This is a genomic window from Agrobacterium sp. LMR679, from assembly GCF_027157905.1.
GTDB classification, from domain to species: Bacteria; Pseudomonadota; Alphaproteobacteria; order Rhizobiales; family Rhizobiaceae; genus Agrobacterium; species Agrobacterium leguminum.
The window spans coordinates 1,713,019-1,737,052 of the sequence record NZ_JAPVOJ010000002.1 but is presented as its reverse complement, the minus strand read 5'-3'; the positions used below and the strand labels follow the sequence as shown (position 1 = coordinate 1,737,052).

Sequence of the window (24,034 nt, the reverse complement as noted above, 5' to 3'; positions counted from 1 at the left end):
AGTGCGATGCAGCACAGAATGAGGCCACGGCGCGGACACGCGCTTTTGGGCCCTTTTATCGCGCATCATGCGCCTCTCCCTTCTCCGAAACATCGGTACCGCGCGGCGTTTTCAGGCGCGCGATCCCAAACGCTTGTGAGCGCCCATGAAGAACCTTTCCATTTCCCGCCAGTTGATCGTTCTCGTGGTGGCCCTGATGGCCGCCTTCGCCGTGGCGACGTTTTACCAGCTGAAATCCGCCACCGACGCGATCTATGAGGAACGCTACGGCATGCTGCGGACGCAGGTGCAATCGGCGATCTCCATCTTGCAATCCTTCCACGACAAGGAAAAGGCCGGAACGCTTTCGCGCGACGAGGCCATGAAACAGGCTTACGCCACCGTCAGCGCCATGCGCTTCACGCCGGACGGCTATCTGTTTGGTTACGACTACGACGTGACGATGAAGTTCCATCCCGACGCCAAGCGCGTTGGCGAAAGCTTCAAGGGCAAGCCGGACAGCAAGGGTTTCGCCTATCGTGACGAGCTGGTGCGGCTTGGCCGCAACGGCGGCGGCCAGACGGATTTTTACGGTCCGAAGCCCGGCATGGAAGGCAATGACTACGCCAAGAGCTCCTATGCCCTTGCCTTTGAGCCCTGGCAGGTGGTCGTCGTGACCGGCGTTTACATCGATGATCTGAACGCGCAGGTTCGCGGCGATGTGATGAAGGCGCTGTCGATCGGCGCGCTGATCTTCGTGCTGGCGCTTGCCGCAGCCTTCTACGTCATCCGTGGTATCTCGAAGCCGCTTGGCGATATTCACCGTGCGCTTGGTGAAGTGGCCAATGAAAACGTCTCGCTCGCCATTCCACATACCGGCCTGACCAACGAGGTGGGCATGATGGCGAAGGCCACCGCCTCGCTTCAGGACAAGGTGCGCGAGCGCCATGCCATGCAGCGCCGTGAGGAAGAACAGCAGCGGCAGCTCAATGCGGAGCGCCAGAACAATCTCGACATGCAGCGCGACGAGGCGGAGTTGCAGGCGCGTGTCGTCACCACCATCGGCGAGGCGCTGGAAAAGCTGGCGGGCGGCGATCTGACCGTGCGTTGCGGCGATCTCGGCAATCGCTATGCGGCGCTGCGCGACAATTTCAACGAGGCCCTGATCCATCTCGACGCCGCCATGGCCAAGGTGAACTCCAAGAGCATCGACATCGGTGGCTCCAAGGAGGAAATCCGCAAGGCCTCCAACGAGCTTTCGCAGCGCACCGAACGGCAGGCTGCCAATCTGGAAGAAACCTCGGCCGCGCTCGATGAATTGACGGTTGCGGTGCGCCAGACGGCGGAAGGGGCGGCCGACGCCGCCAAGCGCGTCACCACCGTCAGCTCCGAAGCCATCCGCAGCGACCGGGTGGTGGAAGAAGCGATTACCGCGATGAGTGGTATCGAACAGTCTTCCGACCAGATTTCCAACATCATCGGCGTGATCGACGACATCGCCTTCCAGACCAACCTTCTGGCGCTGAATGCCGGTGTGGAAGCGGCGCGTGCGGGTGAGGCCGGCAAGGGTTTCGCCGTGGTGGCGCAGGAAGTGCGCGAACTGGCGCAGAAATCCGCGGCCGCCGCCAAGGAGATCAAGGACCAGATCGCCCGCTCTTCCGCCCAGGTGGAAAACGGCGTGCGCCTTGTCGGCGAGGCCGGCGATGCGCTGAAACGGATTTCGGACCAGATCAAATCCGCCAACGAAATCGTCAGCAAGATCGCCCATTCGGCCGCCGAACAGGATACGACATTGCGCTCGATCTCCTCGTCGCTCAACCAACTCGATGTCGCCACCCAGCACAATGCGGCGATGGCGGAAGAAACCACCGCTTCGGCGGAAGCGCTGGCCGTCGACACCGAGGAACTGCTGAACCTCATCCGCGGTTTCCGCGTCTCTTCCGGCCACCAGCTGCATGCGATGGCGCATGAGATGCGCATGGCGGGGTGATGCGCCCGAGAGCTATCGATGAATACAGGCGCCGGGGGAAACTCCGGCGCTTTTCTTTTAGAGCATTTCCAGGAAAAGTGGACCCCGGTTTTCCGTCCGGAAATGCGCCAAAACAAAGAGTTAGAGTGTTTTCGCGATTCGAAGAAAAGCGAAAAAACTCTAACGGGTCAGCGCATCCAGCCGGTCGATATCGGCAGGTGAAAATACGGCGATGCCGGCTTTTTCAAGCAGTGCCGCCGTAACCCCATTGCCCGCGTGTTTAACGCCAGAAAACGAACCGTCATAGATCGCAACCGACCCACAGGACGGGCTACCGTCGATCAGAAGCGCGTATGTGCAGCCACTGGCCCTGGCGAAGGCCAGCGCCCTTTCCGCGCCGGGCGATAAATTGCGCCGTGACGTCGCCGCCGGTCACTTCCAGCACGCGGGCGCGGCCCTCCAGCACATCGAGACCGGAGGCGCCATTTTCGATTTCCGCCGGCGGGCGCGGCACGGGCATGCCTCCCGCCATCTCCGGACAGATCGTCACCAGCATGCCCTCCTGCCGCCAGCGGTCTATCGCCGGGTGCGAGAAGGGTTTGCCTCTGCCGTCGTAACGGACAGGTTGGCCGAGGAGGCAGGCGCTGATGAGGATTTTGGGGGCATGTCGATCAATCTAAAACGATCCCGGCAAGCGTGGAAGCCGAAAATACCCCCCTCTGCCCTGCCGGGCATCTCCCCCTCAAGGGGGAGATCGGCAAGAGGAAGGCTCCCCGCAAAAATTCGCGACACTAGAGGTGATCGAGAGGCTGCCACAATTCGATCTCCCCCTTGAGGGGAGATGTCCGGCAGGACAGAGGGGGGTGAACCGCGCACACTGACATGTACGGCTACCCCAACGCCCCTCACCCCGTGATCTTCGAGAAATCCGCAACCGTTCCAGTCGCTTCGCGGATGGCCTTCAGCAGCGCCAGACGGTTGGCACGGATGGCTGCATCCTCGTCATTGACAAGCACATCCTCGAAGAACTTATCGACAGGCGCGCGCAGCGTCGACAGCGCCTGCATGGCGGAGCGGAAATCCTCACCCGCAACGGCCTTCGCAGCGTCGGCAGAAGCCGTCTTGATCGCCGCATAAAGCGCCTTTTCGGCATCGAGCTTCAGCAGCTCTTCCGAAACGCCATCGGCGACCACGGTACCCTTCTTTTCCTCGGCAGCCAGAAGCTGGGTGGCGCGCTTGGCGCCTGCCAGAAGGTTGCGGCCATCTTCGCCGGTGATGAAGGCGGTGAGCGCCTCGACACGGCGGGCGATCATCAACAGATCGTCGGATTCCGGCGTCAGGACGGCGTCGATCAGATCGTAACGCGCGCCGAGATCGCGCAGATAGACCTTCAGGCGATCATGGAAGAAGGATAGAAGGTCCGGGTCCTTCGCAACGCTCAGCAATGGAAGCCGCACGTTTTTCTCAAGCAGAATGCGCACCACGCCCAGCGCCGCACGGCGCAGCGCGAAGGGATCCTTCGAACCTGTCGGCTTCTCGTCGATGGCCCAGAAACCGACGAGTGTATCGAGCTTGTCGGCCAGAGCGACCGTGATCGCCACCTTGTCGGCCGGCAGGCGGTCGGAGGGGCCCTGCGGCTTGTAATGATCTTCGATGGCGGCGGCCACACTTTCGTTTTCGCCCTGCAGCGTCGCATATTTACGGCCCATCAGGCCCTGAAGCTCTGGGAATTCACCGACGGCTTCGGTGCGCAGGTCGGCCTTGGCCAGCACCACGGCGCGGTCCACCAGATCGGCATCGGCGCCCACAACCGGGGCCAGCGCCTTCGCCAGTTCGCGAATACGGGCCACGCGCTCACCCTGTGTGCCGAGCTTGGCATGGAAGGTGACATTGAGCGCATCGAGCTTGGCCATGCGCTGGTCGAGCGGCTTCTTGAGATCGAGGCCGAATTTCGCAGCCGAATCTTTCAGCGTTTCCAGGTCGGGCAGATCGCCCTGATCGCGGTTCCAGAAGTGGCGGGCATCCGACAGGCGGGCGCGAACGACCTTGCCATTGCCATGGATGATTTCCTTGCCGCCATCGCTTGCCTCGATGTTCGAGATCAGGATGAAACGGTTGGAAAGACCTTCTTCCGCACCCTGATTGCGGGTGACGAAACATTTCTGGTTGGTTTTGATGGTGAGGCGGATGATTTCCGCCGGGATCTGCAGGTAATCTTCCTCGAAGGTGCCCATCAACACCTGCGGCCATTCGACGAGGCCGGAGACTTCTTCCAGCAGGCCTTCATCTTCCACCAGTTCGAGACCGTTAGCGAAAGCGAGATCCTTGGCGTCGTGCAGGATGATATCCTTGCGGCGCTCGGCATTGAGAATGACCTTCGCCTTTTCGAGGCTCGAGACATAATCCTCGAAACGGCGCACGGTAATCGGGCCCGGCGCATGGAAACGGTGGCCATAGGTGACGTTGCCGGCGACGATGCCGTCAATCACGAAAGGAATGACCTGGGTTTCGTCATGTTCGGGGCCGAACAGGCAGACGATGGATTGCAGCGGCCGCACCCAGCGCAGGCTTTCCGAGCCCTTGCCTTCGATACCGGCATAGCTGGAACCCTTCGGCATGGAGGCCGGGCCGGAGCGCATGGATTTCGGCCAGGGGAAGGAGCGGATGATGCCGGGCATCACCTCGGCGATGATCTCTTCCGCCGGGCGGCCGGGCTTGTTGATGACGGCGACGTAGAAATCGCCCTTCTTCGGGTCGGAAACGACCTGCGCTTCCGAAATGTCGTTGAGGCCGGCGCCGCGCAGAAAGCCCTCGATGGCCTTTTCATTGGCGTCGGTGCGCGGGCCCTTCTTTTCCTCACGCACATCGGCGGAGCGGGCGTTGAGGCCGCGAATATCCAGCGTCAGGCGGCGCGGCGTCCAATATTCGCGCGCGCCCTCATAGGTCAGCCCTCTCTCCACCAAGGCATCGGTGACGAGTTTCTTCAGATCGCCCGCCGCCTTGCGCTGCATGCGGGCGGGGATTTCCTCGGAGCGAAGTTCAAGCAGAAGATCGGGCATGGGATCAGGACTTTATCTTTGTATCTTTTGTCGGACGATGTATGCCGTGAAAAACGACAGGTCGGCTTAGCAAGCAACGCGGCAAAAGTCACCAAGGCATTCGGTTAAATTACCGCCGGCGGGCGTTACCAGCCGCCGCCGCCACCGCCGCCGCCACCGGAGCCGGAAAAACCGCCGCCGCCACCGCCCGAAAAGCTGGAGCCGGAAGAACTGACGGGCTGGGGAATGGTGGAGGCAATGGTATTGGCCATGGAGGTGGAAAAGCCGCCGATCCTGTCGCCAAAGCTGCCGTAATTGCTGCCCGCATACCAGCCGGGCGCATAACTTGCAGCAGCGGCACCGGCAGCGGCCGTTGCAAGCCAGGCCTCGAAGGTGCGGCTCCACGGTTTTTCGACGCCGAGCGCCACGGCATAGGGCAGCAATGTCTCGAAATGCTGCGGCGACATGGCGGGCGCGCCGGCCATGTTCATCCGGTCTTTTTCCGCCAGCGTCAGATAGGTTCGGAGGCCTTCAATGCCATCCATCAGCTTGCGGCCGAGCGGCGTCGGCGCGCCCATCAGGAACAGGAACAGCGCATTGGTGAGCACGATGCCGCCAATCGCCGCCAGTGCCAGCGACTTGGTGTCATGCGTCACATCCAGCAGGATTTGTGTGGCAATGCCGCCAATGGCGGAAAATGCCACGAAACCGGCAAAAGCCAGCATGACGATGCCGCCAATGCGCTTGCGCAGCGGCGCGCCGCGGGAGAATTGCCGGCCGATGCCGATCGACAGGATGCTGAAGAAGAAGGCGAAAAAGCCAAAGACCAGCACGGCGGCAATGGCGCTTTCATCCAGATCGCCGAAGATCAACGTCGCGACGATGAGGGCGATGCTGAGGAAGATGCCGAAGACGGTATAACCGGCATTGCTGCGGTAATATTTGCCGCGATGTTCTTTCTCTATCGCCGCGCGGAACTGTTTTCCGACCTTTTCCACCTCCGCCCCATGGGCCTTGTCGATGGTCAAAGTCTCGCCCGGACCGCCGATGGAGGCAAGCAGCGTCTTCTGGCCGGTCGGCAGATCGACAGCGGTTGCCTTTTCGGTACGGCGAATGACGATGGCGTTCTTCAAATCCTCCAGAACGACATAACCCTTCACCGCAAGATCAAGGGCCGAGGCAGAAAGCGCCGTCCAGCCGGCGCCCGAAAAACCCCTGTTATCGACATAGTTGACCAGAGCCGGCGAAAGCCCCTCCGGCGCATCCCAGCGCGGCACGACCACGCCCTTCGCCGGATCGCGGCCGACGGCGAACCAGGCCCGCAGGTAATAAAGCAGCACGGCGAAAAGCCCGCCACCCGAAAGCAGAATGGCGAGATTATCCCGCAGCCACCAGCCCGCCTCCTGCGAGGTGTCAGGCGCGGCAATCGCGCCCTTGGGCAGCTTGACGGCGACCGTCATGCCCTCGCCAACCATAAACGGGCGGGTGGAGGCGAAGAACACCTCGTTGCCTTCGTTCAGAATGCGCGCATCCTTGCCCTTCGCACCCAGAGGACCGGTGAAGACGGCGGTGTCGGTGGCCCTGACACCCTGCGGCAAAGTGATGGTCGCGGAAATCTCGCCCATCGGGAATTGCCAGCCATTGCCGGTGACATTCCAGGTCAGCTCGTCGTAATCGCTGAAATAGCGGATTTGCCGGGCGGTGGTGTAGGTGATCTGGAAGATATGCTCGCCGGTCGGCAGAAACCGGTTGGCGCTGCCGGTATAGATGCGGATGCCGCCATCGATATTCTCGGTGCGCCAGTTTTCCGGCGCGCCATCGCGCTCCACCGAAACGACGTTGAAATCCACCTTGGTACGGCGGTTATTCGCATCGAGCGCATAAAGCGGGAAATCGCGGAAGATGCCGCGCTTGATGTTCTGCCCTTCCGCGCGCGCGGTGATGGTTTCCGTCACCGCCAGCTTGCCATCCGCCGCCACCTCGACGACGGAATGGTAGGAGCGGATGAATTCCTCCGCGAAGGCCGGGAAGGCCGCGCCCAGGAAGACGAACAGCGCGAGAAGTCTTGCGGCGATGGTCTTCACGGGCGGTCCCTCCTCAATGGCTCAGTGCTGCGGCTCGGCAGCGCTTTCCTTTTCGGTATAGTCGACGCCGAGCGAAGCGAGCGCCTTCCAGTAACCGGGATAGGTCTTGCCGACGCAGGCCGGATTCTGGATGGCAATGCCGCCGACCTTCAGCGCTGCCAGCGCAAAGCTCATCGCGATGCGGTGGTCGGCAAAAGTATCGATTGAGGCCTTGACCGTCTGGCCCGCAAGAGCCGGATCGGAATGCACGATCAGGTCGTCGCCCTCTTCATGCGCCAGACCATTGCGGATTTCGTTGAGGCCGAGCGAGACGGCACGGATACGGTCGCATTCCTTGACGCGCAGATTGGCGATGCCGACGAAACGCACCGGCGTCTCGTTGAAGGCAGCGAGGACCGCGATGGTCGGAATGGCGTCCTGCATCTGCGAACCGTCGATTTCGGCGGGCAGGTGCGGAAACTTGGCCATGACGTCGTAGGCCTTGGCATCCGGCTGGGTGAATTTATCGGCGGGCGTGCCGATATCGATTGCGCCGCCGGTCAGCAGTTCCGCACCCCAGAGATAGGTGGCGGCGGAAGCATCCGGTTCGATGTGGAAATCAGTCGCCGTATAGCCCGTCGGATGCACGCGCCAGATGGCGTTGCTGACCCGCTCAATCTTCGCACCGAAGGCTTCCATGGCCGATGTGGTGAGGTCGATATAGCCCTTCGCGCCGATTTCCTCGCCCTTGAGGATGATATCGACCGGCTTGTCGCCGCAGGCGGCCGCCATCAGAAGTGCGGACACATATTGGCTGGAAAGGTTGGCGTCGATGGTGACGCTGCCCTTCGGGAACCCTGTGCCCTTGCCGCAGACGGTGACGGGCGGGCAGCCGGTCGGCGCTTCCGCCTCGACACCGAGGGAGCGCAGGGCTTCCACCAGCGGCATGATCGGGCGTTTGCGCATATGCTCGTCACCATCGATGATGACCGCGCCATCGACAAGTGCGGCAGCGGCGGTGAGGAAGCGCGTGGCGGTGCCGGCATTGCCGAGGAAAAGCGGCTTTTCCGGCTGTTGCAAAACGCCCGTGCCTTCCACCACGAAGGTGGTGGCATCAGGCTCGGTTACCTTGACGCCCATCTCGCGCAGGGCTTCGGCCATATAAAGCGTGTCGTCGCTCTTCAGCGCACCGGTCAGACGGCTTTTGCCTTTGGCAAGGCCGGCGAGCAGAAGCGCGCGGTTGGTGATGGATTTGGAGCCGGGCGGCTCGACCTTGCCGGAAAGCGGATGGTCGGGCGGGGTGATGGTCAGTTCGATCATGATTGTCGTCTTGTCAAAGAATGCGGCGAAGAGCCGGATTATCGGAATTTGAACGGGAGGTCTTAAGCCGCCGGGGGAACAGTGCCCTTAGAATTTCACTGTCGGCACGGCGCGGTCGGCCGGGTTCTCGATCTCGAAATAGGGCGCCTTGGCGAAGCCGAACTGGCCTGCGACCAGATTGGATGGAAAGCTTTCCACCTTGACGTTGAGATCGCGGGCAGCGCCATTGTAATAACGGCGCGACATCTGGAGCTCGCCTTCGATGGTTTCGAGCGAGCGCTGCAATTCCAGAAAATTCGTATTGGCCTTGAGATCGGGATAGGCTTCGGCAAGCGCGAAAAGCTTACCGAGCGCCTGCGACAGCAGCCCTTCCGCCTGAGCGCGACCCTCGACATCGCCCGCCGGCACAGCCTGCGCCCGGTTGCGCATGGCGATCACCTCCTCGAAGGTGCTCTTTTCATGCACCGCGTAACCCTTCACGGTCTCGATGAGGTTGGGGATGAGATCGGCGCGGCGTTTCAGCTGCACGTCGATGCCCGACCACGCCTCTTCCTTCATCTGCCGCGCCTTGACGAGGCCGTTATAGATGAAGACGACATAAAGCGCGATTGCCGCGATGATTGCCAGCGTGATGAACATGAATTGCGATTCCCAGCTTCGATGCGCGCACGATAGCCGCTCATCGCCGCAAAGTCATGAGGCTTCGCTCATTCTGTCGGTTTTTGCCAGGGGGACAAAACCGCGACCAGTGCTGCGCGTCATTTATTGTAAACGGTGCAGTATAATCTCAGACCGGATGTTTTCCTTACAAAAACGGTGTGCGAGGCAAGCCTGTAGCCGCGCTCGGCCCAATAGTCCTTGTTCTCACCCAAATGATTCCAGCCGTCTATTCTCCAGTCGAGCATTTTCGAGTTCTGCGTGTAGTGCATGCGGACAAGCGCGCTACCGACATCGAGCGTCCGTTGGCCGCTGTCCTTGCAATCCATGCGGGTGACGATCATTCCGAAACTACGCAGCTTGTCTGCTCGGCGAAAGGCATCATTGCCGCTCATCCATTCAGTCGTTTCGGCAGCTGCGGCGTTGCCGAGGAAACATGTAAGCATCAATGCAGGAAAAAAACCTAAACTTCTAATATTCATAATCAAATCCACCACGATGTTTCACATAACCAATCAACACAAAATAAAAGGCCGTCAAGAACGGCCTTTCAAATTCATTAGAAGCTTCGGCTTAAATCTGCCTTCAAAAATCAGGCGGCCCTGTTCCAGTTCAGCCCGCCCGCATCCGTCAGCAGGAAGGCTTCGCCGCAGGCTTTCGCCAGCGTGCGCACGCGCAGGATATAGCTCTGGCGTTCCGTGACCGAAATTACGCCGCGCGCATCCAGAAGGTTGAAGACGTGGCTTGCCTTGATGCACTGGTCATAGGCCGGGAACACGCATTTGTGCAGGCGCTGATTGTCGTTATCACCGGGCGCACCGGCGGCGAGAAGCGCCTGGCATTCCTTTTCGGCGTCGATGAAATGGCGATGCAGCATGGCCGTATCGGCAAATTCGAAGTTGTGACGGGAATATTCCTGCTCGGCCTGCAGGAAGACGTCGCCATAAGAAATCTTCTCTTCGCCCTCGCGGCCGTTGAAATTCAGGTCATAGACATTGTCGACGCCCTGAACATACATGGCAAGACGCTCCAGACCATAGGTCAGTTCGCCCGCGACCGGCGAGCATTCGATGCCGCAGACCTGCTGGAAGTAGGTGAACTGCGAGACTTCCATGCCGTCGCACCAGCATTCCCAGCCGAGACCCCAGGCGCCGAGCGTCGGGCTTTCCCAGTCATCTTCGACGAAGCGCACATCGTGCAGCAGCGGATCGAGGCCGATCGCCTTCAGCGAACCGAGATAGAGTTCCTGGAGGTTCGAAGGGTTGGGCTTCAGGATGACCTGATACTGGTAATAATGCTGCAGGCGGTTGGGGTTTTCACCGTAACGGCCGTCGGACGGGCGGCGCGAGGGCTGCACATAAGCGGCCTTCCACGGCTTGGGACCAAGCGCGCGCAGCGTCGTCGCCGGATGAAACGTACCAGCGCCCACTTCCATATCGTAGGGCTGCAGCACCGCGCAGCCCTTGTCGGCCCAGTAATTGTGCAGCGTCAGGATCAGCGCCTGAAAGGAACGCTTCGGGTTCATATGGTCGGGAACATCGGTCATTGCAGTCATCGCGGCGTTAGGAGGACAAGTAAGCATTGACTTACTTCGGATGCGGACACGTGCCACGGCATGGCCTGAGGGTCAAGGTTTTATGCGTGGAGACGGGCAGTGAACGGGTTGACGATCTTCATCCGTCCGTCAACGGCAAGACCGTCATGCATGTCTTCCGAGAGGAAGACGGTGCTTTCAGCCTCCAGAGCTGCTGCTACCATCAATGCGTCATAGAAGGCGAAGTTATATTGATCGACAAGATCAATAGCGCTCGCATTTAACTGCACATCGAGTTCGACGACCGTCACGGCCATTCGGCGGAGACCATCCAGCGATCTGTGGATTTCGCCCCATTTTTGTGGCCACTTCCGCCGGACAACACTCGCAAATTCATTAAATGCCTGAACGCTCGTCACATAAGGTTTCGAAACGATCTCTTGGGCCTTGGATGACCGTTCGTCATCCAGAAAGGCGTAGATGAAGATATTCGTATCGAGAAAGGGCAAATGGCTCAACGCTCATTTGCCTCTTCGCGGTCAAATTTCCAGCCCGGCGGCAGCTGCCATCGCTGAGCGCGAATATACAATAGTATCTTTTCGCGCTCCTCCTGCGAAATGGAAGCAGACGGTTCCTGTACGGGTACAGAAACATCCACCTCATCGCCTTCCTTGATGTGCAAGGCTTCCGCGACATCCGCCGGAATGCGGACCGCAAGACTATCGCCCCATTTCGTGACACGCATGACAGCCTCCTTACTCGAGAGCGACTATAGCAAATTCTGCGTTACAGAAAAATTATGTCTCATCCTCGCGCTTCACGCGGTATTCGCCGGTTTCCGGGTCCTTGATCAGCGTGCCGATGGCGCCGGTCTCGCGCTCCTTCTCGCGCTGTTTCGATTTCGCGGAAAGCTTTTCCGCATCGCGGACGAAGCGGCGGTAAAGGATGACGGATCCCACCACCAGAAGAAGAATTGTAATGAGCTGCGCCATAAGGCTTTATTCCCGAGACATCATAGACCGAAACGCGACCACAATGCCTTTTCTTCGGCGACCTCCGCAAGCCCCGAGACGGCGCCTGCGGCCAGCCTTTCGGCATTCACGTCCAGAGCAGCATTGACGCCCGGCACCTTTTTGCCGAATAGAGTGCGCCCGCCGCTGACGAGCTGGAGCTTGACCTTCTCACCGTAACGGCGGCGCAGAACCTCGCGCATGTCGCCCAGCCCGTCGATCAGGCCGAGGTCGAGGCCGCGCATGCCGGTCCAGAACAGGCCGGAGAAGATCGCCTCGTCGCCCTTCAGTTTCGAGCCGCGACGCATCTTGACCATATCAATGAAAACATTGTGGATTTCGACCTGAAGCGACTTCAGGTAATCGATATCGCCTTCCTTTTCCGGCTGGAAGGGATCGAGGATGACCTTGTTCTCGCCGGCCGTATAGACACGGCGCTCCACGCCGATCTTCTTCAGCATTTCCGGAAAACCGAAACCGCCGGAAACGACGCCGATGGAACCGACGATGGAGGTGGGATCCGCGATGATTTCATCACCGGCAAGCGCGATCATGTAGCCGCCGGAGGCTGCAACGTCTTCCACGAAGATCAGGACCTTCTTTTCCTTTTCCTCGGCGAGCTGGCGGATGCGGTTATAGATCATCCGCGCCTGCACCGGCGAACCGCCGGGCGAGTTGAGCGAAATGGCGACGGCCGGGGCATCCTTGACGGCGAAGGCCTTTTCCAGAAGCGGCGCATAGGAGGCGAGATTGAGGGCGGGGCGGAACTGGTTGCCGCCGGCCATGATCGCACCGTGCATGCGCACCACCGGGATGACGAGCTCTTTTTTACGAAAGCGTTTCGGCACCAGATACTTCAGAAAACCCACTACTCAATCCTCGCAGCATTTATCCGTTCGTCACGGATGTATGTATCGCCCCGGAAAACACAATGGTTTGCGGCCGGCGGAACGGCGATATTTATGATGCGGTCCGGATTGCCCTTACATTACGCGAATAGGCGGCGCGGCCATTGTTCAGGTCATCCACGAAGGGGGTGAAGGCATGGCTGCCGGTCTCATGCATGATGAGCGGCGCGCGGAACGACAGCCGCGCCCGCGAACCCTTGATGGCGGTGACGAGCATGCGCACCGCGTCCTCGCCAGGGCGCGGATGAATGAGGGTGATTTCGATGCCGCCGAAACGGCTGCCACAGGCGGCGATGATCTCCGCCACCGATTGCGGCCTTGAAATCAGGGAAAGCTGCCCGCCCGGCACCATGATCGCGCCCGCGGTCCTGATCCAGTCTTCGAACAGGCCCTCCGTCATGGCGTGGGCCTCGGCCTTCAGGGCATCCGGCGTGCGGCGGTCGCCCGCATCGTTATAGGGCGGGTTCATGATGACGTGATGGAAATGATCGTCGGGCAAGCCCGCTTCGGCGCGTGCTTTCGCCCGCAGCGTCACATCGGCTTCGCGTACATTCACGCGAGCGGAAAAAGCAGCATTCTCAGGTAGTTCGAGGCTGCGGCGGGCAAATTGCGCCATTTCCGGCGAGCGTTCGTACAGCGTCACCTCAGCCTTTTCGAGCCGCGCCGCAACCGCCATGCCGGCGGCACCCGCGCCCGCGCCGAGATCGGCGATCCGGCAGGCACGCTCATCCGCCACCAATGATGCCAGAAGCATGGCGTCCATGCCGGCCCGATGCCCCCTGCCCTTTGGCTGGATGATGTGAAACCGGCCCCGGTGAAAGGCGTCGATCGTTTCGGAAATGCCGTCGCCCACCGCCGCTCAAGCCTCTTCGTTGCGCAACTCGTCACCGAGCCCGGCATCGATGAGAATGCGGCGGGCCTGATCGGCCCGATCTTCCTCCACCAGAAACCTTCGCGGCAAAAGACCGAGCGATCCTTCCAGAATGCTCATCGCCTGGTCGGCGATGAGGCAATGGATGCCGGCATCCTTCATCAGGCTTTCGGCGAAGGAGAGCAGCACGGCATCGTTGGTACGGATCAGTTCACGCATGGATAGACCTTAAATTCCCATCTTTTTGAATGGCTAGCGGCAATTCGCCCCTTGCCGCGCAAGGCGTCAGTTTTTATTGTCGAATTCAAATTCGAACTGGAGTCCTGTCCCTTGGGCGTCGTCATACCGCTTGAAGAAAGCAAAAACAAACTCGCATCCGTCAAGCCGCTTGTCGACCTGACCCGCCCCGATATGGAACGGGTGAACCAGCTTATCCTTTCCAAGGCCGGTTCCGATGTCCAGATGATACCCGAGGTGGCCAACCACCTCATCTCTTCCGGCGGCAAGCGCCTGCGGCCGATGCTGACGCTCGCCTCCGCCTCGATGTTCGGTTACGAGGGCGACAACCACATCAAGCTCGCCACCAGTGTGGAATTCATGCACACGGCAACGCTTCTGCATGATGATGTGGTGGATGAAAGCGATCTGCGCCGCGGCAAATCCACCGCCCGCACCATCTGGGGCAACCAGGCGAGCGTTCTCGTCGGCGACTTCCTGCTCGGCCAGGCCTTCCGCATGATGGTGGATGTCGGCTCTCTCGATGCGCTCGACGTGCTGTCCACCGCCGCCTCGGTAATCGCCGAGGGCGAGGTGCTGCAGCTTTCGGTCGCCAAGAACATGGAAACGACGGAAGACGATTATCTTCAGGTGATTCGCGCCAAGACGGCCGCCCTTTTTGCGGCGGCGGCGGAAGTCGGCCCCATCGTCGCCAAGACCGACAAGGCGACCCGCAGCGCGCTGAAATCCTACGGCATGAATCTCGGCCTCGCCTTCCAGCTCGTCGACGACGTGCTGGACTACGGCGGCAAGTCCGCCGATCTCGGCAAGAACACCGGCGACGATTTCCGCGAAGGCAAGATCACGCTGCCGGTCATCCTCTCCTATCGTCGCGGCACGCAGGATGAGCGCGCTTTCTGGCGCAACGCCATCGAAAAGGGTGAAAGCAGCGATGAGAACCTCGAAAAGGCGCTGGGCCTGATCACCAAGTACAACGGTCTTGGCGATACGATCGGCCGCGCCACGCACTACGGCACCATCGCCCGCGATGCGCTCGCACCGCTGCCGCAGAGCCCCTGGAAAGATGCGCTTCTGGAAGTGATCGACTTCTGCATCGAGCGTCTGAACTGACGCCGCAGGCCGGGCGAAAGGCGGATGGAAAAGACCATCCGCCCAATGTTCCGGGCCAGCTTCTCCGCAAGGCGTGATTGTGGCCGGGGCCATAATTTCTTGCGGGGCTGCTTCAAAAAAGCCATTCTATCGTGACCAACAATGGAAACTGATTTTTCCGTGCTTCTGCACAAAGGCAAGGGTTCCCTCATGCGGCGTAAACCAGCACTCCGTCTTCTCTGCAGCGCGGCTCTTGCCGCTGCTCTCGCAATCGGCGCGGGTGCAAGCCCCGGCTTTGCGGAGACGAAGGCGACACCGGAAGACAAGGCCGTTACGTTCGATCCCGGCAAGGTGAACACCTTCTCCGGCGCCTTCCTCGCCGGGCGCAATGCCGATGTCGATCAGGATTATCCCACCGCGATTTCGCTTTACAAGAAGGCGCTGGAATTCGATCCGGCCAATACGGAAATCCGCCAGCGGCTGATGATCGCCGAACTTCTGAGCGGCAATTTCGAGGCCGGCGCCAAGATCGCCGATTCGATGAAGGACGATACCTCGGTGGAGCGCGTGACGACCATCGTACGCGGCCTCGACGCCATCAAGGACAAGGAATTCGCCAAGGCCGAGAAGATCCTGAAATATACCGGCCCGAACGATCTCGACCGCATGGTCAACACGCTTTTGACCGCCTGGGCGCGCGCCGGTTCCGGCAAGCCGAAGGAAGCGCTGGCGCTGGTCAACAATATGAAGGGCCCGGGCTGGATTTCGATCTTCCAGAAATACAATGCGGCGGCCATCGCCCTTGTTTCCGGCAACAATGAAGCCGCCCGCAAGAGCCTGAACGAAGCGGTGACGGACCGCGAAGGCGGGGCAACCGCCTCCGATACCTATATGCGCGCGGTGATGGCACTTGCCCGGCTGGAGGCTTCCGCCGGCAACAAGCAGAAGGCGCTGGATGCGATTGCGGTCGGAGATACTTTCGCGCCGAATTACGCGCCGCTGAAGGCGCTTCGCCAGTCCATCGAAAACGGTGAAAAGCCGGAACAGCAGATCACCAATGCGGTGGAGGGCGCCGCCAGCGTCATGTTCTCCATCGCCGGCGCGCTGAACCGCGAAGGCGCCGAAGAGATCGTGACGCTTTATCTGCAGACGTCGCGCGCGCTCGATCCGAAGAGCCCGGATACGCTCATCCTTCTCGGCGGCCTTTCCGAAGCGCTGAAACAGCCTGACCGCGCCATTGCTTTCTACCGCGAGGTGCCGAAGGATTCGCCGATGTATCGCATCTCCGAGCTGCAGCTCGGACTGACGCTCGCACAGACCGGCAAGGTGGAGGAAGCGCGCAAGCATCTCAAATCCCTGCTCGAATCCGATCCGAAGGATATCCGTTCCTATCTCGCCTATGGAAGCGTGCTTTCGGACGCCAAGGACTATAAGGCGATGGCCGAGAACTACGACAAGGCCATCGAGGTCATCGGCTCCGTGCCGCAGAAATCCGACTGGTCGGTCTTCTTCCAGCGCGGCATCGCCTATGAGCGGCTGAAGGAATGGGACAAGGCCGAACCGAATTTCAAGCGCGCGCTGGAGCTGAACCCGGAACAGCCGCAGGTTCTGAACTATCTGGGTTATTCCTGGGTGGACAAGGGCATCAATCTCGATGAAGGCATGAAGATGATCAGCCGCGCCGTCGAGCTTCGACCGAATGACGGCTATATCGTCGATTCGCTCGGCTGGGCGCATTATCGCCTCGGCGCTTTCGATGAAGCCGTGACCGAGCTGGAGCGGGCGATCGAACTGAAAGCCGGTGATCCGACCATCAACGACCATCTGGGCGATGCCTACTGGCGGGTCGGCCGCAAGATCGAGGCGGTCTATCAGTGGAACCGCGCATTGATCGGCGACAGCGACGACGTGGACAAGGCCAAGGTGAAGGAAAAGATCGCCAACGGCCTGCCGCCGGTGGAAAAAGATGCCGAAAATACCGCCAAGAAGGACGTCGCGCCGGTGCCGCCGGCTCCTCCGGCACCGGCACCCGCTGCCACTCCGGACAAGAAATCCTGACGCCGCATGCGCGGACATGAGGTTTCCGGGGCCACCGAGACCATCGAGGCGGCCCCGGCCAAGATCAATCTGGCGCTGCATGTGACCGGCCAGCGAGCGGATGGGTATCACCTGCTCGAAACGCTGGTGACCTTTACTGAAGCCGGCGACACGATCCGTATTCGCGACGCCGATGCCGACAGTTTCTCCATCTCAGGCCCTTTCGGCGATCTTTTGCGCGCGGGCGATGGCGGCGATAACCTCGTCACCCGCGCCAGAGACCTGTTGCGCGATGCGCTTGCATCGACGGGTCAACCGGCACCCCCGGTAGCCATTCATCTTGAAAAGAACCTGCCGGTGGCTTCCGGTATCGGCGGCGGCTCGGCGGATGCGGCAGCGACGCTGCGGGGGCTTTTGCGGCACTGGCGTGCCGGGATCGCACCGGATACGCTTGCATCCATGGCGTTGACGCTCGGGGCGGATGTGCCGATGTGCCTTGAGAGCCGATCCCTGATCGCGCGCGGCATCGGCGAGGACATCGAACCGGTGACCGATCTGCCGGAGCTGTCGATGGTTCTGGCCAATCCGCTAAAGGCGGTCTCGACGCCGGAGATTTTCCGGCGATTGCAGAACAAGACCAATCCGCCCCTGCCCGCCTCTGCGACAATCGGCTGGATGGATTTTCTCGCCCAAAGCCGTAACGATCTGCAACCGCCGGCCCAGGCGCTTCTGCCGGAGATCGGGGAAATCATTGGGTGGCTGTCGCAGGAAGGTGCCGCGCTTGTGCGCATGTCCGGTTCGGGGGCAACCTGTTTCGGGATTTTTCATTCCCTTGAAGCGGCCAGGAAAGCGGAAACTTCGCTTCTGAAGAAACGCCCCGGCTGGTATTTTCAGGCGACGCGGACCATTTGAAGACCAGATACTTCGAGGATAAGGCCATGGCAGGCGAGAGACCCTTCATTCCCCTTGGCATTGCGGTTTTGACCGTTTCGGACAGCCGCACGCTGGAGAACGACAAATCCGGCGATACGCTCGTCGCAAGGCTGGAGGAAGCGGGCCACAGGCTCGCGGCTCGCGCCATCGTGCCTGATGACAAGGCAGCGATTGCCGGCACCGTGCGCGACTGGACGCTCTCTGAAGGCGTGGATGTGGTGATCACCACCGGCGGCACCGGCTTTACCGGCCGCGATGTGACGCCCGAAGCGCTGGAGCCGCTGTTCGAAAAGCGCATGGACGGATTTTCCGCCCTCTTCCACCGCATCTCCTATGACAAGATCGGCACCGCCACCATCCAGTCGCGGGCAACCGGCGGCGTGGCGAACGCGACCTTCATTTTCGTGCTGCCGGGCTCGCCGGGTGCGTGCAAGGATGCGTGGGACGGGATTCTGAAGGCCCAGCTCGATTATCGCCACCTGCCCTGCAATTTCGTGGAGATCATGCCGAGGCTCGACGAGCATTTGAAGCGTGGGGCTGGGGGCGTTTAAAGAAAGATGACAGAGGTATTTTAGGGTGGCCATTCACGGCGAACCGAAGGTGCGCGCGGCTTCACCCCCTCTGCCCTGCCGGGCATCTCCCCCTCAAGGGGGAGATCGGCAAGAGGCCCTCTTGTCGCTTCACTCTCAAGCTTCAAGATGGACGAGACATCGCCGCAGATCGATCTCCCCCTTGAGGGGGAGATGCCCGGCAGGGCAGAGGGGGGTGAAGCCCCACGCACCTCCGGTTCGCAGACAATACCCGCCCAAAGCCCCCATCACGCCAGATATTTCTTGAAGAACTCCGTCGTTCTGCCCCAGGCAAGATCGGCAGCCGCCTTGTCGTAGCGCGCTGAGGATGTGTCATTGTTGAAGGCGTGGTTGACGCCGTCATAGACGAAGATTTCAAAGGTCTTGCCGTTTTCCTCCAGCGCCTTCTTATAGGCGTCGATGCCGGCATTGATGCGCTCGTCGAGACCCGCATAGTGCAAAAGCAGCGGCGCCTTGATGGCCGGTACATCGGCCGCCGGGGCCTGCTGGCCGTAATAGGCGACACCGGCATTCAAACCTTCTGACTTGGTGGCGAAACGGTTGACCAGCCCGCCGCCCCAGCAGAAACCGACAGCACCGACCTTGCCATTCGCCCCCTGCCGGGCCGCAAGCCATACCCGGCCCGCTTCGGCATTGGCGACGGTCGCATCCATGTCGAGACCGCTGAACATCTGCCGCGCCTTCTCCTCATCGGCGGGCGTGCCGCCCTGCGGTGATAGGAAATCGACCGCAAGCGCCCTGAAACCGGCGAGTGCCACACGCCTTGCCACATCGCGGATATGGTCGTTCAGACCACGGTTCTCGTGGATGACGATGACCGAGCCTATGGGACCGGAAACGGATTTCGGTGTAACGAGGTAACCCTTCATCTCACCGCCGGGGGCGGGATAGGTCACCTCCTCGGCGACGATCCTGTCGTCATCGGCCGCGATGACAGCCGCACGGGCGCTGTTGGCCGAAAGAAGCGGGGCGATGGCCGCCGCCGCTGCACCAGACCCGGCCAGTACGGTGAGCTTTTCCATGAATTTGCGGCGATCGAGGCTGAGATGGGTATATTCATCGTAAGCGTCGATCATGGCCTGCGTGATCCTGGGCTCGTCCATCGCTCTATCCTCCTTGAACGCACGGATGCGGAAGGATAGCGCAGATCGCCCCGCGGGGAACGAGGCGGGGGCAAGCGGCGTCACACATTTGCGTGAGCGCCGCCACCGGTTCTTCACATCAGGCGGCGAGGTCCACGACGATACGGCCGTCGATCTTGCCCTCTTCCATGCGGTGGAAGATATCGTTGATGTTTTCGAGCTTGTCCCAGGAGAAATGGGCCGCCACCTTGCCTTCGCCGGCGAAGGTCAGCGCTTCCTCCAGATCCTGCCGCGTGCCGACGATGGAGCCGCGTACCGTGATGCGCTTCAGCACCGTGTCGAACACCGGAATGGAGATGAAGCCCGGCGGCAGGCCGACAAGCGCCATGGTGCCCTTGGAGCGCAGGAAGCCGTAAGCCTGCTCCATGGCCTTGGGCGACACCGCCGTCACCAGCGCGCCATGGACACCGCCCGTCGCTTTCTGCACCTGCTCCACCGCGTCAGGCGCGCGACCATTGACGACGACATCGGCTCCGAGTTTTTTCGCAAGCGCCAGCTTGTCGTCGAAAATATCGGCGGCAACGACATGCATGCCCATGGCCTTTGCATATTGCACGGCCATGTGGCCAAGCCCGCCAATGCCTGAAATGACCACCCACTCACCGGGCCTGACTTCGGTTTCTTTCAAACCTTTATAGACGGTGACGCCGGCGCAGAGCACCGGTGCGGCCGGGCCGAAATCGAGATTATCCGGCAGGCGGCCGACGAATTTCGGGTCGGCGAGGCCGTATTCGGCAAAGCTGCCATTGACGGAATAGCCGGAATTCTTCTGGCTCGGGCAAAGCGTTTCCCAGCCCGTGCGGCAGGGAATGCAGCATCCGCAGGCGGTGTAGAGCCAGGGCGTGCCGGCGCGGTCGCCTTCCTTGATGCCGGTGACGCCAGCGCCGATCTTGGCAACGTAACCGACGCCTTCGTGGCCGGGGATGAAGGGCGGATTGGGTTTGACCGGCCAGTCGCCGGTTGCGGCGTGCAGGTCGGTGTGGCAAATGCCCGTCGCCTTGTAGTTGATGAGAATTTCACCGGGGCCGGGATCCGGTATCGCCACTTCCTCGATGGTCAGCGGTTTTCCAAACGCGCGGACGACGGCTGCCTTCATTGTCTTAGCCATGACATACTCCCTAATCTCTGCTCGCCTGAAATCCTTGACGGCGAGGCAGAGATTAGCGGGGATGGGGCGTCATGGAATTGACCCATCGCAAATCGGAGCATTTTGCAAGGCGGGATTGTCTCACTTATGAGGCAACCTCACGGTGCCGATTTACTCCAGCGCCAACCATATGGCGAGCCATGCCCACAGGCAGACGACCAGCGCAAAGCCGATGCCGAACAATGCACCACGCTGACGCAGGCGGTTGCTGGTGACGTGGACATAGGAATGGGCATAACGCGAGAGCACGAACAGCCATGCCAGAACGACAGTGACGATATTGTCCGCATCCGTGATGTAGAGCAGCAGGCAGGCGATGTGAAACAGCACCGGCAGTTCGAACTGGTTGGCGATGTTTCGGTTCACCAGATGGCTTTCGCGCGCCTCCTCGCCCCGGTCGCGCAGCTTGATCGCCGATTCGCGATCCTTGAAGGTGTATTTGTTGCGCCGGACGATCAGAAGCCCGTAAAGCCAGAAGACCAGAAAGACATGGGCGATCATCGGCCAGAACATTGCGGTCGTGGGTGACATGCTTTCTTCTCCAATCATGAAAACGCTCCCCGATCCGGCATGAATCGGGGAGCGCCAAATACTCAGTATCCTTTTACGGATTCGCCTCGAAAGATCAAACCGCGCCGGGGTAGTTCGGGCTTTCGCGGGTAATCGTCACGTCATGGGCGTGGCTTTCGCGCAGGCCCGCGCTGGAGATGCGAACGAAGGTGGCGCGTTCCTGGAATTCCTTGATGTTGCTGCCGCCGACATAACCCATGGCGGCTTTCAGGCCACCGGCCAGCTGGTGCAGGACGCCGGAAACCGGGCCCTTGTAGGGAACCTGACCTTCGATGCCTTCCGGAACGAGCTTCAGCGTGTCGCGGACTTCCGCCTGGAAATAACGGTCTGCCGAACCGCGCGCCATGGCGCCAACGGAGCCCATGCCGCGATAGGCCTTGAAGGATCGGCCCTGATAAAGGAACACTTCGCCCGGGCTTTCATCCGTGCCGGCCAGCAGCGAGCCGATCATGACAGCGGAAGCGCCGGCGGCGATCGCCTTGGCCAGATCGCCCGAGAACTTGATGCCGCCATCGGCGATAACGGGGATGTCAGCCGCATTGGCGACTTCAACCGACGACATGATGGCCGCGAGCTGCGGAACGCCGACGCCAGCAACGATGCGGGTGGTGCAGATGGAGCCGGGGCCGATACCGACCTTGACGCCATCGGCGCCGGCATCGATCAACGCCTTGGTGCCGTCGGCGGTGGCGACATTGCCGGCGATGATGCGAACAGAGTTCGACATCTTCTTGACCTGCGAGACGGCATCCAGCACGCGCTGCGAATGGCCGTGCGCGGTATCGACGACCAGAAGGTCGACGCCGGCATCGATGAGGCGCTCGGCGCGCTCGATGGCGTCAGCACCGACGCTGATGGCGGCAGCGGCGCGAAGGCGACCCTGCGCATCCTTGGTGGCGTTGGGGTTCAGCTGCGACTTCTCGATATCCTTGACGGTGATGAGGCCGACGCAATTGCCCTTGGCATCCACAACCAGCAGCTTTTCGATGCGGTGCTTGTGCAGCAGGCGGCGCGCTTCCTGCTGATCGACGCTGCTTTCCTTGACCGTGACCAGGTTTTCGCGGGTCATCAGTTCGTAGATCTTCTGCTGCGGATCGGAGGCGAAGCGGACGTCGCGGTTGGTCAGAATGCCGACCAGACGGCCGTTCTTGTGGCCGCCGGAACCGCCGTTTTCAACGACCGGAATGCCGGAAATGCCATGGGCCTTCATCAGCGCCTGTGCTTCAGCAAGCGTCGCATCCGGGCCGATGGTGACCGGGTTGACGACCATGCCGCTTTCGAACTTCTTCACCTGCCGCACTTCTTCGGCCTGTTCGATGGGGGTCAGGTTGCGGTGGATGACACCGATGCCGCCGGCCTGGGCCATGGCAATGGCGAGGCGGCCTTCGGTAACCGTATCCATGGCGGAAGACAGAATCGGCAGGTTCAGATCGATATCGCGGGCGATGCGGGTGGCGATATTCGTCTGTCCCGGCATGACTTCGGAATGTCCGGGTTGCAGCAACACATCGTCAAATGTGAGAGCGTCCAAACCAGTGGGTGTTTGAATGATGCGTGCCATGACCAAATTCCTTCATACTGAAAATGCGTGGCCGTTCCGGAACGAAAAGTTCACCCCGGCGCCCTGCAAGGATTGCTTGGAAGTTGGCGAGGGCTGGTAACACGTTCATGACAGGAAGGGAATAGAAAAAACCCGGAATTGCCTTCCGGGCTTTCTTTGTTGCTGCATTGCAGCAGACGTTATAGCGCGTCGTGTGGGTCCTTGCCCCACACGACGCGCTATAACTGCTTGTTTTTATGCATGTCGTTACCGCAAAACCGCTGAACACTTTTGCGCGACATGCATTAGATGTCGAACTGATAGGATTTCGGCACGAAACGATAGCCGGTATCCAGCTTTTCCGCGTAACCGACCGCCGGGAAAGGCATGTGATACCCAAGGAAAGGCAAACGGTCCGTGGCGATCATGTCATAGACCTTCTTACGGGTCGCGGCGGCGGCCGCCTTGTCCATGTCGAATTTCACCTCCCAGTCTGGTTTCTGCAGGGAAAGGACGAAATGGTTGGCCGTATCCGCCGTCAGGATGAGTTGTTTGCCTTCCGATTCGACACGGAAGATCATGTGCCCTGGTGAATGACCGAAGGCCGCCACGCCGGTGATCCCGGATACGACACTGGCGCCGTCGCCAATGAAGGTCGCCTTTTCCGCCAGCGGCTTGACGTTCGTGAGAACGCCCTTGTGGCCGCCTTCGGCAGGCGTGCCGACGCGTTTCTCATCCGTCCAGAAATCATATTCCGCCTGGCCGAACACATAACGCGCCTTGGAAAAAGCCGGAGCGCCCTTTTCCATCAGGCCGCCAATGTGGTCGCCATGCATATGGGTCAGCACCACCACGGTCACATCTTCCGGCGTATAACCGGCGGCCGCCATGCCTTCGATCAACCGGCCATTGCCCGCACCGCGCCCGGCCTCACCGAAACCGGTATCGAACAGCACGAGATCCGTGCCGGTATTGACGAGGACCGGCGAGAAGGAATTGACGAATTGCTCCTTCGGCAGAAAATTGTCTTCCAGCAATTTTCCGACCGTCTCGGCCGACTGGTCGGTGCCGAAGGTCTCGCCGGGATTGGGGGCCGCGCGTGCGCCATCCTTCACCACCAGCACTTCGAAATTGCCGAGCTTGAAGCGATTGGTTTCAGGCGGCATCGCGTGTTCTATCTCCATGGAGGTTTGCGGCTGGTTGGTCTGGGCCGTTGCCGTGCGCGCCATCAACAGCGGCGCACCGAGAACGCTTGCGCCCGCTGCACCGATGAGGCCGCGTCTGCTCATGCTCAAGGATTGGGTCATTATCTTTCTCCCGATATCGCCAACTGGCCGTGATCGCCAACTGAACCGTGCCAACGGACAATAGAGCGAGAAAGTTGCAAGAAAACCGGCCTC

23 protein-coding genes and 1 pseudogene are annotated in these 24,034 nt (G+C 60.7%); 6 read left to right on the top strand and 18 right to left on the bottom strand.

Going from position 1 to position 24,034, the window contains the following annotated elements; all coding sequences use genetic code 11:
* Nucleotides 1-145: 145 nt before the first annotated feature.
* A complete protein-coding gene (locus tag O3W47_RS19090; RefSeq protein ID WP_269314381.1) occupies nt 146-1,969 on the top strand; it encodes a methyl-accepting chemotaxis protein in 1,824 nt (607 codons plus the stop codon).
* Nucleotides 1,970-1,987: 18 nt separating this feature from the next.
* Nucleotides 1,988-2,170, top strand: coding sequence for a hypothetical protein (locus O3W47_RS19085; RefSeq protein ID WP_269314889.1), 183 nt, complete (start codon nt 1,988-1,990; stop codon nt 2,168-2,170).
* Here O3W47_RS19085 and O3W47_RS19080 read toward each other — a convergent pair.
* The 13 genes and pseudogenes from O3W47_RS19080 to O3W47_RS19020 form a co-directional block, all read right to left on the bottom strand.
* Nucleotides 2,129-2,624 (bottom strand): annotated as a pseudogene (locus tag O3W47_RS19080) (DUF523 domain-containing protein). The gene O3W47_RS19085 and the pseudogene O3W47_RS19080 overlap by 42 nt on opposite strands.
* 229 nt (nt 2,625-2,853) lie before the next feature.
* Complete coding sequence (gene glyS, locus O3W47_RS19075) at nt 2,854-5,007, bottom strand: glycine--tRNA ligase subunit beta (protein WP_269314380.1); 2,154 nt, start codon at nt 5,005-5,007, stop codon at nt 2,854-2,856.
* A 125-nt stretch (nt 5,008-5,132) separates the two neighbouring features.
* Nucleotides 5,133-7,070, bottom strand: a complete 1,938-nt coding sequence (locus tag O3W47_RS19070; protein WP_269314379.1) for a DUF2207 domain-containing protein — start codon at nt 7,068-7,070, stop codon at nt 5,133-5,135.
* A 21-nt stretch (nt 7,071-7,091) separates the two neighbouring features.
* Nucleotides 7,092-8,369, bottom strand: coding sequence for a 3-phosphoshikimate 1-carboxyvinyltransferase (locus O3W47_RS19065; RefSeq protein WP_269314378.1), 1,278 nt, complete (start codon nt 8,367-8,369; stop codon nt 7,092-7,094).
* 87 nt (nt 8,370-8,456) lie between these two features.
* Complete coding sequence (locus O3W47_RS19060) at nt 8,457-9,008, bottom strand: LemA family protein (protein WP_269314377.1); 552 nt, start codon at nt 9,006-9,008, stop codon at nt 8,457-8,459.
* A gap of 119 nt (nt 9,009-9,127) precedes the next feature.
* The gene (locus O3W47_RS19055) at nt 9,128-9,508 is read right to left on the bottom strand and encodes a hypothetical protein (protein ID WP_269314376.1); all 381 of its coding nucleotides are present in this window, start codon (nt 9,506-9,508) and stop codon (nt 9,128-9,130) included.
* Nucleotides 9,509-9,618: 110 nt separating this feature from the next.
* On the bottom strand, nt 9,619-10,581 hold the full coding sequence (locus O3W47_RS19050; protein ID WP_020813609.1) for a glycine--tRNA ligase subunit alpha: 963 nt from the start codon (nt 10,579-10,581) through the stop codon (nt 9,619-9,621).
* 80 nt (nt 10,582-10,661) lie between these two features.
* Entirely contained in the window at nt 10,662-11,078 is a 417-nt protein-coding gene (locus O3W47_RS19045; RefSeq protein WP_137452343.1) for a PIN domain-containing protein, read from the bottom strand.
* Nucleotides 11,075-11,305: an AbrB/MazE/SpoVT family DNA-binding domain-containing protein gene (locus O3W47_RS19040; RefSeq protein WP_137452344.1), complete on the bottom strand. Its 231-nt coding sequence runs from the start codon at nt 11,303-11,305 to the stop codon at nt 11,075-11,077. Before O3W47_RS19040 ends, O3W47_RS19045 begins: the two co-directional genes overlap by 4 nt.
* Before the next feature lie 52 nt (nt 11,306-11,357).
* Complete coding sequence (locus O3W47_RS19035; protein WP_020813606.1) at nt 11,358-11,552, bottom strand: NfeD family protein; 195 nt, start codon at nt 11,550-11,552, stop codon at nt 11,358-11,360.
* 20 nt (nt 11,553-11,572) lie between these two features.
* Nucleotides 11,573-12,439, bottom strand: a complete 867-nt coding sequence (locus tag O3W47_RS19030) for a S49 family peptidase (protein WP_020813605.1) — start codon at nt 12,437-12,439, stop codon at nt 11,573-11,575.
* Between the two features lie 91 nt (nt 12,440-12,530).
* A complete protein-coding gene (locus O3W47_RS19025) occupies nt 12,531-13,331 on the bottom strand; it encodes a tRNA1(Val) (adenine(37)-N6)-methyltransferase (protein WP_137002925.1) in 801 nt (266 codons plus the stop codon).
* 6 nt (nt 13,332-13,337) lie between these two features.
* Entirely contained in the window at nt 13,338-13,568 is a 231-nt protein-coding gene (locus tag O3W47_RS19020; RefSeq protein WP_003503261.1) for a putative signal transducing protein, read from the bottom strand.
* Between the two features lie 111 nt (nt 13,569-13,679).
* Here O3W47_RS19020 and O3W47_RS19015 point away from each other — a divergent pair, with 111 nt between their 5' ends.
* The 4 genes from O3W47_RS19015 to moaB all read left to right on the top strand — a co-directional run bounded on the left by O3W47_RS19015 (nt 13,680) and on the right by moaB (nt 18,196).
* Nucleotides 13,680-14,696 (top strand): polyprenyl synthetase family protein, encoded by a 1,017-nt coding sequence (locus O3W47_RS19015; protein ID WP_035261923.1) that lies wholly within the window; start codon nt 13,680-13,682, stop codon nt 14,694-14,696.
* A 189-nt stretch (nt 14,697-14,885) separates the two neighbouring features.
* A complete protein-coding gene (locus tag O3W47_RS19010; RefSeq protein ID WP_127756336.1) occupies nt 14,886-16,733 on the top strand; it encodes a tetratricopeptide repeat protein in 1,848 nt (615 codons plus the stop codon).
* Between the two features lie 6 nt (nt 16,734-16,739).
* Nucleotides 16,740-17,624, top strand: a complete 885-nt coding sequence (locus O3W47_RS19005; RefSeq protein WP_137002923.1) for a 4-(cytidine 5'-diphospho)-2-C-methyl-D-erythritol kinase — start codon at nt 16,740-16,742, stop codon at nt 17,622-17,624.
* Nucleotides 17,625-17,650: 26 nt separating this feature from the next.
* Nucleotides 17,651-18,196 carry a molybdenum cofactor biosynthesis protein B gene (moaB, locus tag O3W47_RS19000; RefSeq protein WP_059760674.1) on the top strand — a complete coding sequence of 182 codons (546 nt, stop codon included), beginning with the start codon at nt 17,651-17,653 and terminating at the stop codon, nt 18,194-18,196.
* A gap of 266 nt (nt 18,197-18,462) precedes the next feature.
* On the opposite strand, the gene O3W47_RS18995 is transcribed toward moaB, so the two are convergent.
* From O3W47_RS18995 to O3W47_RS18975, 5 genes are all read right to left on the bottom strand, one after another.
* Nucleotides 18,463-19,338, bottom strand: a complete 876-nt coding sequence (locus tag O3W47_RS18995) for a dienelactone hydrolase family protein (RefSeq protein WP_269314375.1) — start codon at nt 19,336-19,338, stop codon at nt 18,463-18,465.
* Between the two features lie 118 nt (nt 19,339-19,456).
* Complete coding sequence (gene adhP / locus O3W47_RS18990; RefSeq protein ID WP_004440101.1) at nt 19,457-20,485, bottom strand: alcohol dehydrogenase AdhP; 1,029 nt, start codon at nt 20,483-20,485, stop codon at nt 19,457-19,459.
* A 150-nt stretch (nt 20,486-20,635) separates the two neighbouring features.
* Entirely contained in the window at nt 20,636-21,037 is a 402-nt protein-coding gene (locus O3W47_RS18985) for an MAPEG family protein (RefSeq protein WP_035263190.1), read from the bottom strand.
* 112 nt (nt 21,038-21,149) lie between these two features.
* Entirely contained in the window at nt 21,150-22,655 is a 1,506-nt protein-coding gene (gene guaB, locus O3W47_RS18980) for an IMP dehydrogenase (RefSeq protein WP_065654415.1), read from the bottom strand.
* Between the two features lie 284 nt (nt 22,656-22,939).
* Nucleotides 22,940-23,941 carry an MBL fold metallo-hydrolase gene (locus O3W47_RS18975; protein WP_035263186.1) on the bottom strand — a complete coding sequence of 334 codons (1,002 nt, stop codon included), beginning with the start codon at nt 23,939-23,941 and terminating at the stop codon, nt 22,940-22,942.
* Between the last annotated feature and the right edge of the window lie 93 nt (nt 23,942-24,034).